Source organism: Rikenella microfusus DSM 15922 (assembly GCF_000427365.1).
Taxonomy (GTDB): domain Bacteria; phylum Bacteroidota; class Bacteroidia; order Bacteroidales; family Rikenellaceae; genus Rikenella; species Rikenella microfusus.
The window spans coordinates 373,355-391,172 of sequence record NZ_KE386488.1; the positions used below are offsets into that span (position 1 = coordinate 373,355).

General features: G+C 48.8%; 15 protein-coding genes and 1 pseudogene. 3 read left to right on the forward strand and 13 right to left on the reverse strand.

Annotated features, from left to right (window positions below):
- Positions 1–2 precede the first annotated feature (2 nt).
- The 10 genes from traJ to RIKMI_RS0102540 all read right to left on the reverse strand — a co-directional run bounded on the left by traJ (position 3) and on the right by RIKMI_RS0102540 (position 8,041).
- The gene (gene traJ / locus RIKMI_RS0102495; RefSeq protein ID WP_004291518.1) at positions 3–1,007 is read right to left on the reverse strand and encodes a conjugative transposon protein TraJ; all 1,005 of its coding nucleotides are present in this window, start codon (positions 1,005–1,007) and stop codon (positions 3–5) included.
- Between the two features lie 3 nt (positions 1,008–1,010).
- Positions 1,011–1,640, reverse strand: coding sequence for a DUF4141 domain-containing protein (locus RIKMI_RS0102500; protein ID WP_004304283.1), 630 nt, complete (start codon positions 1,638–1,640; stop codon positions 1,011–1,013).
- Positions 1,641–1,663: 23 nt separating this feature from the next.
- On the reverse strand, positions 1,664–2,044 hold the full coding sequence (locus RIKMI_RS0102505; RefSeq protein WP_004291516.1) for a DUF3876 domain-containing protein: 381 nt from the start codon (positions 2,042–2,044) through the stop codon (positions 1,664–1,666).
- A 40-nt stretch (positions 2,045–2,084) separates the two neighbouring features.
- The gene (locus RIKMI_RS0102510) at positions 2,085–4,589 is read right to left on the reverse strand and encodes a TraG family conjugative transposon ATPase (RefSeq protein ID WP_004291515.1); all 2,505 of its coding nucleotides are present in this window, start codon (positions 4,587–4,589) and stop codon (positions 2,085–2,087) included.
- Positions 4,586–4,918 (reverse strand): DUF4133 domain-containing protein, encoded by a 333-nt coding sequence (locus RIKMI_RS0102515; protein ID WP_004291514.1) that lies wholly within the window; start codon positions 4,916–4,918, stop codon positions 4,586–4,588. Before RIKMI_RS0102515 ends, RIKMI_RS0102510 begins: the two co-directional genes overlap by 4 nt.
- Before the next feature lie 10 nt (positions 4,919–4,928).
- The gene (locus tag RIKMI_RS0102520; protein ID WP_002560983.1) at positions 4,929–5,246 is read right to left on the reverse strand and encodes a DUF4134 domain-containing protein; all 318 of its coding nucleotides are present in this window, start codon (positions 5,244–5,246) and stop codon (positions 4,929–4,931) included.
- A 201-nt stretch (positions 5,247–5,447) separates the two neighbouring features.
- Positions 5,448–6,176, reverse strand: coding sequence for a hypothetical protein (locus tag RIKMI_RS0102525; RefSeq protein WP_004304280.1), 729 nt, complete (start codon positions 6,174–6,176; stop codon positions 5,448–5,450).
- Between the two features lie 16 nt (positions 6,177–6,192).
- Entirely contained in the window at positions 6,193–6,546 is a 354-nt protein-coding gene (locus RIKMI_RS0102530; RefSeq protein WP_004291505.1) for a DUF3408 domain-containing protein, read from the reverse strand.
- A 2-nt stretch (positions 6,547–6,548) separates the two neighbouring features.
- Positions 6,549–6,989, reverse strand: coding sequence for a DUF3408 domain-containing protein (locus tag RIKMI_RS0102535; RefSeq protein ID WP_004291503.1), 441 nt, complete (start codon positions 6,987–6,989; stop codon positions 6,549–6,551).
- Positions 6,990–6,991: 2 nt separating this feature from the next.
- Complete coding sequence (locus RIKMI_RS0102540) at positions 6,992–8,041, reverse strand: ParA family protein (RefSeq protein ID WP_004291492.1); 1,050 nt, start codon at positions 8,039–8,041, stop codon at positions 6,992–6,994.
- A 421-nt stretch (positions 8,042–8,462) separates the two neighbouring features.
- On the opposite strand from RIKMI_RS0102540, the gene mobA reads away from it, so the two are divergent.
- The 3 genes and pseudogenes from mobA to mobC all read left to right on the forward strand — a co-directional run bounded on the left by mobA (position 8,463) and on the right by mobC (position 12,158).
- Positions 8,463–8,891 carry a conjugal transfer protein MobA gene (gene mobA, locus RIKMI_RS0102545; protein WP_004291488.1) on the forward strand — a complete coding sequence of 143 codons (429 nt, stop codon included), beginning with the start codon at positions 8,463–8,465 and terminating at the stop codon, positions 8,889–8,891.
- Positions 8,870–10,117, forward strand: coding sequence for a conjugal transfer protein MobB (gene mobB / locus RIKMI_RS0102550; protein ID WP_004291483.1), 1,248 nt, complete (start codon positions 8,870–8,872; stop codon positions 10,115–10,117). Before mobA ends, mobB begins: the two co-directional genes overlap by 22 nt.
- 30 nt (positions 10,118–10,147) lie before the next feature.
- Positions 10,148–12,158 (forward strand): annotated as a pseudogene (mobC, locus tag RIKMI_RS14800) (conjugal transfer protein MobC).
- 131 nt (positions 12,159–12,289) lie between these two features.
- Here mobC and RIKMI_RS0102560 read toward each other — a convergent pair.
- The 3 genes from RIKMI_RS0102560 to RIKMI_RS0102570 all read right to left on the reverse strand — a co-directional run bounded on the left by RIKMI_RS0102560 (position 12,290) and on the right by RIKMI_RS0102570 (position 17,598).
- A complete protein-coding gene (locus tag RIKMI_RS0102560) occupies positions 12,290–15,544 on the reverse strand; it encodes a P-loop NTPase fold protein (RefSeq protein WP_004291481.1) in 3,255 nt (1,084 codons plus the stop codon).
- Between the two features lie 16 nt (positions 15,545–15,560).
- On the reverse strand, positions 15,561–16,691 hold the full coding sequence (locus RIKMI_RS0102565; RefSeq protein ID WP_004291480.1) for an ATP-binding protein: 1,131 nt from the start codon (positions 16,689–16,691) through the stop codon (positions 15,561–15,563).
- A gap of 301 nt (positions 16,692–16,992) precedes the next feature.
- A complete protein-coding gene (locus RIKMI_RS0102570; protein WP_004304269.1) occupies positions 16,993–17,598 on the reverse strand; it encodes an RteC domain-containing protein in 606 nt (201 codons plus the stop codon).
- Between the last annotated feature and the right edge of the window lie 220 nt (positions 17,599–17,818).

Genomic DNA, 17,818 nt, shown 5'->3' on the forward strand with positions numbered 1-17,818 from the left:
GATTATTTCAGCAATTTGCCGACACGTCCGACTGCGTTTCCTGCGGCTGCACCCGCCACGCTGCCCGCCATGCTTCCGGCTCGTCCCGCCATCTGGTTCACGTTGCGACCGTAACCGCCCATGCCTCCGGCTTGGATAATCCAGCCCGCAACGGTGGGAATGGTAAAGTAGCCGATGATGCCGATGCAGAGGAATACGATATACACCCCGTCGCTCGAATCCAGCGAGAAGTTCGGGTCTGCCTGCATCCGCTCGATGTCGTTTTGCAGCATCAGAACCTGTATCTTCGCCAGTATGGTGCTGAACATGTCCGATACCGGTAGCCACAGATAGACCTGTATATAGCGGCATATCCACTGCGTGAGCGTGTTTTGGAAACCGTCCCATACCGACAGGGCGAAGGCTATCGGACCGAGAATCGCCAGCACCACGAGAAAGAAGGTGCGGACGGTGTCTATCACGAGGGCGGCGGCTTGGAACAGCAGTTCGAGTATCTCGCGGAAGAAGTCGCGGATGCTCTTCTTCATGTTGTACATTCCCCGGTCGATATACATTCCCGCCATCGTCACCATGTCGGAGGGCGACCAGCCGAGTTCCTCCAGTTGCTTGTCAAATTCCTCGTTGGACACGAGGTAGGCGGTTTCGGGGTTGCGTACCATCGCCTCGTATTCCAGTTTGTCCTTCTGCTCCCGGTATCGGTTCATGTCCAGCGTTTCCGCCTCCAGCATCTTTGCCGTGCCCTGTACGACGGGTGAGAGGATGCTGTTTATCGTGCCCAGCACCACAGTCGGGAAGAACATGATGCACAGACCGATGGCAAAAGGACGGAGCATCGGGAATACGTCTATCGGTTCAGCTCTCGCCAGCGACTGCCATACCCGGTAGGCGACGTAGAACAGCGCACCCAGCCCGGCGATGCCTTTCGCCACACCAGCCATGTCCCCACACAGCGGCATCATCTGCTCATAAAGTGAACGTAAAATCTGATGAAGGTTGTCGAACTTCATAGGCTACCAGTATCTTTCGTTCATGTTCCCGTACAGCCCCATGATGCGGTCGAGGTCGTTCTTCTTTTTCGCACGCAGGTAACTCACGGAGATGTTCTTGTTCGTGTAGTAGCTCACGAGGTTGCGGTAACGCTTCATCTTCGAGTGGCAGCGTTCCACCACGTCCATGCGCTCCTTGTCGGTCATGGAGAGCGTGGTGATGTTCACCACGTTCCTGAGTTCCGTCAACACTTCGTTGCTTTCCTCCAGCAGTTTCGTGTAGCCGAAAGCGATTGCGGAAAGCTCTTCGGGTCTGAAATTCCCGTCACGGAGCATCCGTTGGAAACTGTTCACATAGATGTCTGTGATGTCGCCCACCATCAGGATGGTCTGCTGCACCTTGCGGGCGTCCTTGACCAGATTGTTCACCGATTTGAGGGCATCGTAATACTTCTTGCCCTGCTGATAGATTTTCACCGTCTCCTGAAAGTTGCTCACCATGTTCGTGGCGGTCTTGGAGGTATGGATGATGTTTTTGGAGGCATTGATGATGCCCTGCGCTAGATTGCCCGGATCGCTTACGACCCACTGTGCGCTTGCCCTGCCCGCGAAAAGCAGGCACAGGCAGATAATCATTGTTATTCTTGTTCTCATGTTACTTTGGATTTTAGTGGTTGTTATTCTTCGGTCGGATGTCCCGGCTGCGGCTTCACCCGCACATAGTCCCCGTTTGGCGAGAAAGTCAGCACATCCGTGGCCTCGTTGTAGGACACGTCGATGCGGAAGCCGGTGTTCATGAACAGGTTGCCGTTCTCCTCCTGCAAGAGATAGGTTTCCGGCTTGAGCTTGCGGCGCAGACCGCTACGACGGAACACCGTCACTTTGTAGGCTTCGCCCTCCTTGTAGATAAGCACGTCAGGTTTTCCCTCCACGCTCTCCCAGTTCCCGCACAGCATGTCGCGGCGGTTGTCGGCCACGTCGCAGGATTGCAGCATCATGACCGCCAATCCGATAAGGCACTTGCTGACTTGCAGCATTTTCACTTTTGGTAAATTCATACGCGTTTTTCTTTTTTGGTTGATACATTCTGTTTTTTAGTTATTCCTTGTTTCTCCGCCTTTCGGCAAGCTGCCGGATGGCGGCTTCGATGTCGTCGCCCAGCTTCTCCGCCAGACGGTAAACCTCCACTTTTTCCGTTTCCTCGGTGGTGTACGCCAGATACTCTTCCGCGCTGACCTCCGTGGCATAGACCGCCGACTGCGTGCCGCCCAAGCCTATCCACACCTCCTTGTAGAGCCGTGAAGGGTTGTTCGCCATGTTGATGGAGAGTATCTGCGACTTCTCCTTTTCCGTCAGTCCGAGCAACGCCTGTATCTGGTCGAACTTGTTCATATATTTCCTTTGGTCAAGCAGGATTTTACAATCCGAGTTGTTGATAATGCTCTCTTTGACCACCGGAGAACTGATAATGTCGTCCACCTCCTGCGTCACCACGATTGCCTCGCCGTAATATTTTCTGACCGTCTTATACATATAGCGCAGATATTCAGCCATGTTCGCCGATGAGAGGGCCTTCCAAGCCTCTTCCACGATAAGCTGTTTCCGCACGCCTTTCAGCCGCCGCATCTTGTTGATGAAGGCTTCCATGATGATGATGGTCACGACGGGGAACAGTTCGCGGTTTTCTTTAATCGAATCTATCTCGAAGACGATGAACCGCTTGCCGAGCAGGTCGATGTTCTCCGTGGAGTTGAGCAGGAAATCGTAACGCCCGCCCCGGTAATACTGCCGCATGGTGGTGAGCATGTTGTCGATGTTGAAGTCGGACTTCTCCACCTTGATGTCACGCTGTGCCAGTTCCTTGCGGTAGTCGTCACGCATATACTCGTAGAAGGTGTTGAACGACGGCACGATGCTACGGTCGGATTGGATGCGCTCAATATAGGCACTCACGGCACTGCCCAGCTCGCCGCTCTCCGTCTTTGTCACCTTGTCGTCCTCCGACTTCCAGAGCGTCAGCAACAGGGTCTTGATGCTGTCCTTCTTCTCCACGTCGAAGATGTAATCGTCGGTGTAGAACGGGTTGAAGCTGATGGGCTTATCTTCCGTGTAGGTGAAATACACACCGTCCGCTCCGCCTGTCTTGCGTCGGATCATGCCGCACAAGCCCTGATAGGAGTTTCCCGTGTCCACCAATACCACATGTGCGCCTTGCTCATAATATTGGCGCACGAGGTGGTTCATGAAGAAAGACTTGCCGCTGCCCGAAGGACCCAGCACGAACTTGTTGCGGTTGGTCGTGATACCTCGCTTCATGGGCAGGTCGGAGATGTCAAGGTGCAGCGGTTTTCCCGTGAGCCTGTCCACCATCTTGATGCCGAAGGGCGAGAGCGAGCTGCGGTAGTTGGTTTCCTCTGTGAACAGGCACACCGCCTGTTCGATGAAGGTGTGGAAACTCTCTTCCGCCGGGAAGTCCGCCGCATTGCCGGGTATCGCCGCCCAGTAGAGTGTCGGGCAGTCGATGGTGTTGTGGCGCGGCACGCATTCCATGCTTGCCAACTGGCTGCCCACGTCGTTCTTGATATGCTTCAGTTCCTCCGCATCGTCGCTCCACGCCATGACGTTGAAGTGTGCCCGTACCGAGGTCAGTCCGTAGGAATGGGCTTCGTTCAGGTATTGGTCTATCCACTCGCGGTTGATGCTGTTGCTCCTTGAATAGCGAGATAGCGACTGCATGTTACGGGCGGACTTCTCGAACTTCTGCAAGGTTTCCTCACTGTTGTCTATCAGCACATACTGGTTGTAGATATGGTTGCAGGAGAGCAGAAGCCCCACCGGGGAGGCGAATGACAGTCGGCAGTCACTCCGGTCGGTGGAGAGCTTCTCGTAACGGGTGTCGGTAGCCACCTTGCCCGGCAGGTCTTCCGCGTCGGAGAGGGTGTGCAGACACAGGCGGTTGTCGCCGATGCGCATCTCCCTTGCCGAAAGCTCGATGTCCTGCAAGGTGGTGTCACCTTCCGGCATGAGCGAGAAGTAGCGTTCAATAAGTCCCGTCTTTCCCTCAGTACCCACAATCTCATCGGTGGAGAGGCGGCGCAGCCTGACAAGCCCGCTGTCGTTCATGATGCGCTCGAACTGTTCGCAGGCTTCCAAGAACTTGGTCGTGGTTTCCCTGTCCAGCTCCTTCGGGATGATATGTCCCCGGCACAGCGTGCTGAAATTGCTCTGCATCCGGTTACGCTCCTTTGTTGTCTTGGTCAGGTAGAGGTAGCAGGTGTGTTTCAGGTACGGACGCTCGTTGAAGTGACGCTCGAAAGAGCGGCTTAAAAAGCTCATGTCGTCCTTCTGAAGCTCCGGTTTGTAGCGTTCCTTGATGAACCAGTCCTGTTTGTGGACGACGGAGTAGTCCGGCAGCACCTTGATAGCCTTGCACCAGCAACTGTGTATCGCCTCGTACTCCGCACCCGTCACGGTGTAAAGTTCCGGTAGTTCCACCTCGAAAGCCACCGTGATGTCGGCGTCCTTTGAGATGATGCAGCCATGCTCCACCGCTAAAAGTGGGAACCTGTTTTCCAGTGTTGTCATTTTCGATGTATTCCTCATTGTCTTTCTTCCTTTCGTTGTCGTTTGAACAGACGGGTTATCCGCCGCCGGTTGATAAGGTATCGGGGATGGCTCCGTGCCGCTCCTAATTTCATCAGCCCGTGTTCACCGTACCGGGCGTTCAGCGCGAAGGTCTGCCATACAAGGAGGGAGGACGATGCCGCGCCGAAGCCGATACATATCCACTGGTCGATACCGACCATGTAGAGGATGACGAACAGGACGAAGAGAGCCAGCAGACCTCCGCAGAAGATGAAGAGGTACTGTGCCTTCAAGCCCTTGAACTCTACCGGACGGCCGATACCCTTGTTGATTGGGTATTCAGCCATACATTATTTATTAAAGGAAGAATGAGCGCAGGATGGTGGCGGCAACAATCAGGAAGATGCACGCGCCGAACCACGAGGCGGCTGTCTTGCTGGTGTCGGGGTCGCCCGATGAAAACTTGCCGTACACTTTTACGCCCCCGATAAGCCCGACGACTGCACCGATGGCGTATATCAGTTTAGTTCCGGGGTCGAAATAAGAACTCACCATAGAGGTGGCTTCGTTGATGCCCGCGATGCCGTTTCCCTGCGCGAAAGCGGAGGCGGTTGCGGCGATGACAAGTGCCGCGGAGAGGATTGCTTTTCTGTTTTTCAAGATGTTCTTGTTCATAAACTGTTCTTGTTTTTTGCCGTCAAAAGGGTGGATGGTCCTTTGTCGGGCGGTTGATACTTTGTTTCTTTACTTTGGTTTTAGTGGATGCCCGTTTGTTTCCACGGACGTGGGCGTGTCCGTTGCGGATGGGGATGCGCCTTGCGTTTCCTCGCCGCGTGGGTTGATGTCATTCTTTCATGTTCATTTCTTTTATTGTTGTCATACATAGTTGCGAATGTCGAACTCCTCGATGTTGTCCGGCACGACGAACTCCTTTTCAGATTTCTTCAGCCGAATCTCGATAAGCCCCTTGATGCGGATGCCTATCTCCGAAGAGCCTTCCATCATTTTCTCGTACAACTCCGTGCCCTCCATGTCGGTGAACACCTTAGCCGCCTTTTCACGTTCCGCCTGTGTCGCGTCCGGGTTTTTGGCGGTCTTGCAGGCGTCGTCAATCTCGTCAAAGCTGCTGCCCGAAGCCCGTGGCGTGTCCGAGGCGTCCTCTTCCGGTTCGTCGTCCCCGTATCCCAGTTCCTCCGGCGGTATGCTCGTGAAGGTCTCATCGAGTTTTTCCTCCGGGACTTGTGCCGGGCGGGATGCGTTTCCCGTTTTTCCGTCGTCAAAAGTAGCCTCTTCCTCCGACAGCTCAATGCCTTTTTCAATAGTGGCGGCTTCTTGCGTCGGTATGGCAGCGGTTGTCCGGGTGGATGCCATCCTGAAACGGCTCTTGCCGATGATGTCCGCCTTTTCCGCAGGGACTTCCTCGTGTGCCGCTATGCGTTTAGCCTCATTCCCGTCCAGTGACCGCCATAATCCGACAATGCCCTTGAAGAAGCGGACAATCCGCGTGTCCATGATGCGCTCGTAAAGGAGCAGGAACAGGAACCAGAGGTTGCAGCCGACCGATACCGCCAGCAGAATGTCTGTCATGCTGATTGTGTAATTCATATCCTTCCGTTTTTGGTTAGAATACTGAATTGTAATTTCGGGCATAAAGGCTCTTTATCGCATCTTCGCACTGGTTGAAGTGGTGCGTCAGCACATGGTCGATGTAAGCGGACAGCGTAAGCCGGTCATGCCCGATTACACGGGTGATACGCATGATACGCTCGTGGTACTCCGGGCGCACATACGCCATCTTCCCCTCACGTGCCTTTACTTCCGGGTCGCGGATGAACAGGCGTTCATAGTCCTTCTCACTGCATTTGCCGCTTACCGGGACAGGCGACAGTATTTCCACACTCGCCTGCACTTGGGTAAACATACCTCCGCAGTCTTGCTGTGGTCTTTTTTCATTCGGTGTCATTTCTTTTTCCATTTTCAAATCAGATCTTCACGTTGTTTCTTGTACAGTTCGTTGATTCTCTCCTTGTGCTGTTCCAGATGCTGGCGCAGCACGGTATCCACATATCCGCCTACTGAGATTTCCCCTCCGGCGATGTCGTTCACGATTCTGAGGATCTTGCCGTGGACGTCACGGCTGATATAGACACATTGGCGGGTCTTTATCTCGTTGCGGCGCAGGAATAGCTCGTTGTAGTCCTCGTCCTGCCTTTTCCGGCGTCCACTTTCCCTCTGCGCTTTTTCCCGTGTTACGGGTTGCACAGGAGATGGTTCCGGTGCGGCGGTGTCCTCTTCGGTCGGTGCAGCTGCGGGTACTTCCTGTGCGGGGCGCAGTGTCCCGTCCTGTGTGCGCCGCCCGATGGAGGCTAACAGCAGTTCCTCGTCGATGCCTTCCGTGTTCACTTTCCTGCTGCCCATGCTCACTGCGGTCTGATGATGTCGCTTATCTCTTCGGAAAACTCCCGGATGCCACTCCCTTTCAGCAGTGCCGTGTCCATCGGGAAGATGGTGGAGCGGAAAACGCTCTTGCGCTCTTCCGAAAGGTCACGGCGGAACTTCTTGCTGTCGGGCAAGCGGGTGGAAAGTACCGGAAAGCCCATTTCGGCTATCACTTCCTCGTAGATGCCGTACAAGTCGTTCCTCTCCCTGCCGTCCACCATCGTCCAGAACAGATGCAGCCCCTTTGTTTTCGCCTGTCCGGTAGTCATCAGCCTGTCGCGGAACATCGTGACGAATTTCAGGGTACTCTCCACGACAAAGCGGTCGGCACTCAGCGGAGTGAAAATGTAGTCCATCTGCGAGAGCGTCTTTATCACGCCGTTGCTTCGGAGTGTGCCGGGCATGTCGAAGAACACCACGTCGGGTTTCACGTCCTCAGTGGCAATCATCCTCTCGGCATCGTCGAGGGCGTTCACCGCATTGCTTTTGACGATGGTGTAGGCGTTCTTTTTGATCCGGCGGAAATGGTCGCAAGCGAGAGCCTTGAAGTAGGTGCTGCTGTCGATAAGCCCCATTTCGTGTTCGCGCAGCCCGTGGATGCTGTGCTGCGGGTCGTCGCAGTCCACGACGGCGACATTGTAGCCTTTCACGTTGTGCAGGTAGCTGGCGGCAAGTGCCGTGACAGTGGATTTGCCGATGCCACCTTTCTGTGTTGCGAATGCAACGAAGATTTCCTTACTCATAGTTCCATTTATTTTAATTGTTGATGATTTGTTTTTCTGTTTCCATACGGATTTGGCTGTCGCACCATCCGCTTCCGTGACTACACACGCAGGCGGGTCGTCGCGTATCCGGTTCTGTGGTGAAGCGGTGCGTCGGACAAATGGTGATTGACGACATTGCGTCATGAAGTCATTGAATCCATACGTCACCGAATTGTCGGAGAACCGGGTTTCCGACGGTTCGGGTATCCGTTTCGGCAAGTATCCGAAGAAGCGGATTTCCGGGTATTTGAATGTTCCGTTTATCATATCTTCAAATCGTTCGTTTCTTGAATCATGCTGCAAATAAACAAGTATATTTTGGAACCTGTATCACTTCTCCGGCAAGTGGCGGCACGTTGCGCCGGTTGGCAGTCATTGACCGGGTCAAGCATCTGTCCGATACCGCTTTAAGGGCGTAACTTTGCACCCGGACAGCAGGGTTCGCCGATGACGCGCGGCCCGGAGTCCTGAAAGGTATTTTCCCAATCCGTCCCCTGACGGATTTTTATGTTCACCTGAACATAGCAAGATGTCTTTTCAGCCGCTCAAAATATTTTGAGCAGCCACGAAAAGCACTTGCCCTTGCAGGGGGCGGGCTTTCCCTCCGAAGTCGGGAAGCCTTTCAGAACTGCGGTGCTGTAATCCGAAGCGGCGGCTTATGCCGTCAATCCGCTAAATCCAAAGTAATATGAAAGAGAAAAGGAAAAGCAAATCAGGGAGAAATCCCAAACTTGATCCGGCGGTGTACCGGTACACCGTCCGTTTCAACGAGGAGGAACACAACCGTTTCCTCGCCATGTTCGGAAAATCGGGTGTCTATGCACGGTCTGTTTTCCTCAAAGCGCACTTCTTCGGGCAACCGTTCAAGGTGCTGAAGGTGGACAAGACGTTGGTGGACTATTACACCAAACTGTCGGATTTTCATGCACAATTCCGTGCCGTGGGTACGAATTACAACCAAGTCGTGAAGGAACTGAGGCTGCATTTTTCAGAGAAAAAGGCGATGGCGTTGCTCTACAAATTAGAGCAACACACCGTCGAACTCGTGAAACTGAGCCGCCGGATTGTGGAACTTTCAAGGGAAATGGAGGCAAAATGGTCGCAAAAATCAGTGTAGGAAGTTCGTTGTACGGCGCGATTGCCTACAACGGGGAGAAGATTAACGAGGCGCAGGGGCGGCTTCTCACCACCAACCGCATCTACAATGACGGTTCGGGAACGGTGGACATAGGCAAGGCGATGGAGGGTTTTCTCACCTTCCTGCCACCGCAGATGAAGATCGAGAAGCCGGTGGTGCATATCTCTCTCAACCCGCACCCGGAGGATGTGCTGACCGATATTGAGTTGCAGAATATCGCCCGCGAGTATCTGGAAAAACTCGGTTTCGGAAACCAGCCTTATCTTGTATTCAAGCACGAGGACATCGACCGCCACCACCTGCACATCGTGACGGTCAACGTGGACGAGAACGGGAAAAGGCTCAACCGGGATTTTCTCTACCGCCGCAGCGACCGTATCCGCAGGGAACTGGAACAGAAGTACGGATTGCATCCGGCAGAACGTAAAAATCAGAGATTGGATAATCCGTTGCGCAAGGTGGCCGCATCGGCAGGTGATGTGAAGAAGCAGGTAGGCAACACCGTGAAGGCTCTGAATGGGCAGTACCGTTTCCAGACGATGGGCGAATACCGTGCGCTCCTTTCCTTATATAATATGACGGTGGAGGAAGCGAGGGGCAACGTGCGCGGACGGGAGTATCACGGGCTGGTCTATTCCGTCACGGACGACAAGGGTAACAAGGTGGGCAACCCGTTCAAATCCTCGCTTTTCGGGAAGTCCGCAGGCTATGAAGCCGTACAGAAGAAGTTTGTCCGTTCCAAATCGGAAATCAAGGATAGGAAACTGGCAGACATGACGAAACGCACCGTCCTTTCCGTGCTGCAAGGCACTTATGACAAGGACAAATTTGTATCCCAACTCAAAGAGAAGGGCATCGACACCGTACTGCGCTACACAGAGGAAGGGCGCATCTATGGGGCTACCTTCATCGACCACCGCACGGGATGCGTGCTGAACGGTTCGCGCATGGGTAAGGAGCTTTCGGCGAATGCCTTGCAGGAACACTTCACCCTGCCATACGCCGGACAACCGCCGATACCGCTATCCATCCCTGTGGATGCTGCGGACAAGGCACACGGGCAGACCGCCTACGACAGTGAAGATATATCGGGCGGTATGGGCTTGCTCACTCCCGAAGGTCCGGCGGTAGATGCCGAGGAAGAGGCTTTCATCCGGGCGATGAAGCGCAAAAAGAAGAAAAAACGCAAGGGCTTGGGTATGTAATCAGAGTATCAACAATTAAAAAATCAATGTATGTCACAACAAGAAGACGATTTGAGGGCATTGGCGAAAATCATGGATTTTCTGCGTGCCGTGAGTATCATTTTAGTGGTCATGAACGTGTACTGGTTCTGCTACGAAGCCATCCGGCTGTGGGGCGTGAACATCGGCGTGGTGGACAAAATCCTTCTGAACTTCGACCGCACGGCGGGGCTGTTCCATTCCATTCTCTACACGAAGCTGTTTTCCGTCCTTTTGCTTGCCTTGTCCTGTCTGGGTACGAAGGGTGTCAAGGGTGAGAAAATCACTTGGGGGAGAATCTGGACAGCATTTGCCGTCGGGTTCGTGCTGTTTTTCCTGAACTGGTGGTTGCTGCCCCTGCCGCTGCCGCTTGAAGCGGTGACGGGACTGTATGTCCTTACCATTGGAACGGGCTATGTCTGCCTGTTGATGGGTGGTCTGTGGATGAGCCGCCTGTTGAAACACAATTTGATGGAGGATGTTTTCAACAACGAGAACGAGAGTTTCATGCAGGAAACGAGGCTTATCGAAAGCGAGTATTCGGTCAATCTGCCGACACGTTTCTATTACAGGAAACGCTGGAACAACGGTTGGATCAATGTAGTTAATCCCTTCCGTGCGTCCATCGTGTTGGGTACGCCGGGCAGCGGCAAGTCCTATGCCGTGGTAAACAATTTTATCAAGCAACAGATTGAAAAGGGCTTTAGTCAATACATCTACGATTTCAAGTATCCCGACCTATCTACTATTGCCTACAACCATTTGCTGAACCACCCGGACGGCTACAAGGTAAAGCCGAAGGATCAACTTCGACGACCCGCGACGCTCTCATCGGTGCAATCCCATTCACCCGGATTTTATGGAAGATATTACGGATGCCTATGAGAGTGCCTACACAATAATGCTCAACCTCAATAAAACGTGGGTGCAAAAGCAGGGCGACTTCTTCGTGGAGTCACCTATCATTCTGTTTGCCAGTATTATCTGGTATCTCAAAATCTATCAGAACGGGAAGTTTTGCACGTTTCCCCATGCTATCGAGTTTCTGAACCGCCGTTACGAGGATATATTTCCGATACTGACCTCTTATCCGGAGCTGGAGAACTACCTTTCGCCGTTCATGGATGCGTGGCTTGGAGGGGCTGCGGAGCAGCTCATGGGTCAGATAGCGTCGGCAAAAATCCCGCTTTCGAGGATGATTTCACCGCAGCTCTACTGGGTGATGTCAGACAGCGAGTTTACGCTGGACATCAACAATCCCGAAGAGCCGAAAATCCTCTGCGTGGGTAACAATCCCGACCGTCAGAATATCTACGGTGCGGCACTCGGTCTGTATAATTCCCGTATCGTGAAGCTCATCAACAAGAAGGGGATGCTGAAGTCATCGGTCATCATCGACGAGTTGCCCACAATATACTTCAAAGGGTTGGACAATCTTATAGCTACCGCCCGAAGCAACAAGGTTGCCGTGTGTCTGGGCTTTCAGGATTTCAGCCAGTTAGTGCGTGACTACGGGGACAAAGAGGCGAAAGTGGTGATGAACACTGTCGGCAATATTTTCTCCGGTCAGGTGGTGGGGGAAACAGCCAAGACGCTCTCCGAGCGGTTCGGTAAGGTGTTGCAGAAACGGCAGTCCATCTCCATCAACCGGCAGGATGTTTCCACCTCCATCAACACGCAGATGGACGCGCTCATTCCACCGAGTAAGATTTCCGGGCTTACGCAGGGAATGTTTGTCGGTTCTGTATCCGACAACTTCAACGAGCGTATCGAGCAGAAGATTTTTCATTGCGAGATTGTGGTGGATGCCGAAAAGGTGAAACGGGAAGAAAGTGCCTACAAGAAAATTCCCGTCATTACAAACTTCACGGACGAGGACGGCAACGACCGCATGAAGGAAACGGTGCAGGCGAACTACCGGCGCATCAAGGAAGAGGTGAAGCAGATTGTGCAGGAGGAACTGGAGCGTATCAAAAACGATCCGGTGCTGTGTAAACTGCTACCAGATAATGAGACTGTCTAACAAGTCCCCAAAATTGAAAATTATCCCTATCGAAGTTTGAAGTGACCCCCAAAAGTTGGATACAATTTTTTTGGGGGGCACTTCAGTTCTGACGGGTAAAATCGTAAAATTCGGACTTGTTAGACAAATACTTACGCGGTTTCAACCTCAGGTACTGAATCTATCGAATTGACAAATTTAACCAATTGCGGATCTGAATCTTTTTGTATGAGGTTTCGGAGACTCTTTTTCAATTCATAAGCATCATCCCCTGCTGTATTTATTAAATCCATATAAAAATCTTTGTTTTGCAGAATCAATGAACGGCATGCCCCATCGGAAATTACAGGTTTCACTATTTTATCAATAACGTCTCCAGCTTGACTTTTCAAATTACCATGCGATCTAAGCCATGTTTCGAAAAATTGAAACTTTATTGCATTGATAGTCTTTTTACCGATGCAGAAATCATTTCTTATATCGGTAACTGTCGATTTAATTTTTCGTTTATCCAATCTTTCAACTATATTCTTGAAACAATTAGGGAAAGGATTCAAACTTTGAGTTCCAGAAGCAATATCCATCAGAATCTTTTTGCCAAATTCAGTCAAGTTATCTGGCAAGGATTTGATTTTAGCCAGTAAATGTTTTATTGCGACAAACCAATAATATGATGTATGTGCTGTTCTTTGGGCGTATAATGTATCAACACTTATTTCAGACAACGCTTCGAACGCTATTTTATTGATATGATCGGTCAGGACATTGCTTATTTTAGTGGTCAAATCGTAAAAAGATGCGTCAGGAATTACATCTTTAATATTGTTCTTAGTGATATACTTATCCAAATCGGTATTCCACTCTGCTAAATGCTCGATAAATACCTCATCCGTTACACCTATTCTGTTCTTAATATCTTCAAATTGGGGCAATATGTCTGAGAGCAATAATTTATAGCCAAGTTTATGATTTACCATGTATTGTAGTGTTTCATTTAATAGCGGTATATTCCATCCCACACTATTTACTAATAAGTCTCCATGATCCACATAATAGTCCATGAGTTCTGCAACATATTTTATATCTCCACCCTCTATTAAGGAAACGGAATGACCATGTGCCAATTGCATGGCGACTAAATCGTAATATCCAGACTCTTTAATGTTTCGGCCATCAGTTTCTAATTCAGAATGCAACTGATTTATGTAGGTTGAATCTAACGTTACAGGTAAAGGTCTTTCTTCGTCAGATGCCAATAAACGATAGGTTGTAAATATAGCCCCTATATTATCTTTATTTACATTCTGTTCATCAATGCAATTCGTGATCGCTTGCAAAAGCGTTGGAAACGTATAGGTAGAATTATCTTTTAACGTTTTTACAATATCTGCATGGTCGAAATTATCGGGTAGTAAGTTTGCCAAATAATTATCGAGCGCCTCCGAATTTGTTGCTACTTGATAATATTTATATGCTTTAGTTGTCGCGTTATCCCGATAGGCAGCATCTGTTGCATTTGCAGCTTGAATATAATCGATAAATGTATTTGGCTTGACTGTTTTTGCTTCAATCAATGACGTAAAATCGCACGCCAACTTATTTTGCGCAATAAACCTGTCTATTGCATCTAACGTTTTGAAATAGTCGCCGCCATTGAAGTCATTGAACCGAACTATCTTCTTATATAATTGAGCAATCACATGGTTTTGGCTTTCCGTGTCTAAATGCAACAGCAGTTCTTGGTATTCGACAGGGAACACCTGCTTCTCTATGGATTCTTTTAATTTCAATTGTGCTATTCTTTGCCATACACGCAGAATAACATCGCTCTTTCGAGTTAATTTATGCAAACAATGTATAATCTTATCGATAAGCGCATTGTCCATACATTGTATAACTTCTTCTAATACAGTGTCAAATTGTTTATTAGTCTCTGCATATTGATTTATGTCGTGGTCTTCTTCTCCGTTGATGCAGCCTTCAATATATTTTTTCAATGGAATTTGTCGAGCATCTTCAACATCGACACCATATACCAAAGCTGCAATTTCGCGTTGTGTTTGCAGATCATTGTTAATTATTGTTTGAATGCCATTCAGATAGTCGCCGGACAATATTTGTTCTACTGGATTTGCCAGAATATCCGTCTTCTTCAAACAGAACAATGCTATGTTTATCATCAAAATTTCGTTACACCACTCTTGTTTAAGAGCGACCATCTCATTGATATATGATATAATTTCCCTAACATTGGCATTAGGATTTACCAATCTGAATATCCGATTTATAGTTTCTTTCGCTTCATTTTCTGTTTCTCCAAATGCTTCAACAAACAGTTTGTTGAATATACTTCGATAGTCGGTAATAACAGGAGGAGCAACACGATAAACAATAGGGAAAGTTTTATTGATAAAATACTTGGTCAGTTGTTTCGTTTGTTCGTCGGTCTCATCTCCGAATGCACAAGCTAAATGTGTTTCATCGAAAGGAATAACAGCCCAAACATTTTCAAAACCGCTATCGGCGAAGAACGTATGGATAGAAGACCATAATTCTTTTACTTTTTCAGCGGGGAGACGATCCATGTTGTCAAAAACAAGGACTAATTTACGTTGTCCTTTTTCCTTGATAAAATCAGAAATGTCTTGCATCCATGTTTTGAACTCGTAAACCGTTGGTTCGTCTTCGCTCAAAGTCTCATAGCAAACGTCCTTTTCGACTTTATCTTGATAAATAGCTAACATATAACTCCATCCATATTTATGATCTTTGCTATATGCCCATTTCCAAACGCACAATGCAATAAGAACTGGCAGTGCAGCTATGATAATAGACAATAAAGAAAACCACCATGTTGTGGGTGTAGGTTTTACTGCATACGCAATAAATGTAAATATCGGAGTTAAAACTGCAACCAAAAATGCCGCAACCATACCATTACTGATAAGGGGATATTTTTCGGTTACGGTCTCCGTTTTACGGGCTAATAAATATTTCAGCTTTTCAGACCATGATACGGTTTTCGTACCTCCACCTTTGACTTTTATTGTTGCATTTCCAGATAGGATACCATCATCAATAAGTTTGCTTGTAAGCAATTCCAATATAGAGCGGCGTTGCAAGTCCTCTTGATGTCCCCATGCGTCATACTCAAAAAAGTAATAGTCGTCTGATAATTCACGTTCCAACATTTTAACCACGTTGGATTTTCCAGATCCCCAAATACCTTCGATGCCGATAATTCGAGGTAAAGTACATTCCTCATCCAATGAATCATTCTGACAAAAATGGCGAGCAATAGTTTTTGCCAACCTTTCTTGCGAACCTCCATCGAATTTGTCAATACCACACGGTTTATTTTGGATAAACCGCGGATATTGCTGTTTGGATTGTAGTTTTGTTTCCATATACGTAATTTATTGATTATACGAACTCCAAATAATTCTCCCGATTTACCACATGAAACTCGGCATAGGGATAGGCTTCTTGGAAGGCTTTCGGTGCGGCCGGCATTTTATTTCCCCACTTGAACTCCAAGGCGGTAAGACTGTCGGCACTCTCCTCAATCAGGTCGATTTCCTGTTTGTCGTAGGTGCGCCAGAAATAGAACTCCCTGTGCAGTCCCTCATTGAAGTTCGCTTTGCGCCGCTCTCCGATGATGTAGTTCTCCCACAGCGCACCGACATCCTGCCGAATGGCCAGCGGTGAGAAAGCCCCGATAATGGCATTGCGAATGCCGTTGTCGTAGAAGTACCACTTGCCAGCTTTTGTAACCTCCTTGCGTAGGTTACGCGAATAAGCCCCCAGACGATAGATAACGAAGACCTTTTCCAATAGGTCGAGGTATTTTTCAACGGTCGTCTTGCTCATGCCGAGTTGTTTACCTAACTCTTCGTAAGAAACTTCGCTGCCCAACTGAAAAGCTATCAATCGCAGTAGATCGCGCATCTTGCTCGAATTTTTTAAGCCGTCAATTGCTAAGATATCTTTAAGCAGGTATGCACCGACAATATCACGTAGGTAGTCTGTTTTACGTTCATAGTTCTCCATCATTACTACTTCGGGATAGGAACCGTAAATCAAGCGCGCTTCGAGGTTCTGGCGGGTTTCAAGTGCCGTTTCCGTCTGTGCGATTTCCCGTTGCGAGAATGGTGTAAGGAGAAATTGCGTACTGCGGCCGACCAACGGTTCACCAGTCTTATTCAGCAAATCGAATGACGAAGAACCACTTGCCAAGACACTTATTCCCGGTATTTCATCAACTATCAACTTCAGAATACTACCGATTTGTGGTATGTTCTGTGCCTCATCAATAGCCAGCAAATCAATACCATCCAATAAATGCCGATAATTGGCTATTGAGCGATTCTCCAATAGTGCTAATGTGTCGTAGTCTTCGCCGTTGAGCATCATCGTCCTACCTGAATAGTTGTCCACAATTTTACGCATCATTACCGTTTTACCAACACGGCGAGCACCAAAAATCAGTACTGCTTTATTGGGCGCGATTCGTGCTGTAATCTTCTCTTGAAGTATTCTATTTACTGTTTCCATACCTTATAAAATATAATGCAAAGATAATCATATTTTTTTAATTGGCGAATTTTACAAAAAAAACGGGCTATTAAATGGCGATTTTTACAACCACAATCTTATGGAAGTTGTTTCATTGTTTTTAGTAATGATATATGTTCATACTATGATGACTCAATAATTTACCAGACATACGTTTCTGAAATTTGTCCTTATAGGAATGAAAAACTCACATATATTGTGCTAATTAATATATAATTAAATGAAAATAAAAAGACAGGATACGAGTATTCCTGTCTTCTCATATGTAATGGATATTTTTTTATTTTCTCATCCGCTCCAACTCCTCATCACGCAACATTCTCTCGTTCAGTTTTTCCTGCATCCTGTCAATGAAATAGGTGCGGCTTTCGTTCTTCCGGCGTTTGATATCAGTGTAGAAGCGGTAGCAGTCTTTAGAATCAACCCCGAATATCTTATAGAGAAGTGGGGCGAGCTGTTTGAGCGGCATATTGCCGTTGTTGATGCAGCCCATCACGTCTATGCCGTAGATAAGTTCCACGAGGTCGATGGCATTGCCCGTCCATTGAAGAAGGCTGGCGGTGGTTTCTGTTGCGTTGTTGGCGGATATTAGTGGTGGCACTTGGGGCGTGGCAAGGAATTTCTGCATCTTTCTTACGAAAGACAGAGCCTTGCTGACGTAGGCGGCAATCTCTCTTTTTTCTTCTGACAGATTACGTACGGGATGGTGCTGCAACTCGATTTCGATGTAGGCAAGCGCGATGACGGTAAGGTTCATGTCCATGCCGCCGTTGCACAGTTCGATCACTTGGGTGGCGAAAGCCGTGTATGCCGTTTCCATATTGCAGTCGCCGGCTTCGTTTATCAGGCGGAAAAAGTCGGTTTCCGCCAGCAAGAAATAATTCATGGTTCTGTCAATTTTGAAAATTACACTTTGTTTTCTGCGTGCGCACATGAATATAATTGGCAAAAAACGCGGCAGAAAATAAAAAATCCAACACTCAATTTTACAAAGTGCTGGATTTCAGAGGTATAAAATTCAGTATTTTTTCACAAGGACAAATTATCTCCGACTTAAATTGTTTGTAATCGGAACATTTATTCTATTCCTGAAAATAGAAATGTAT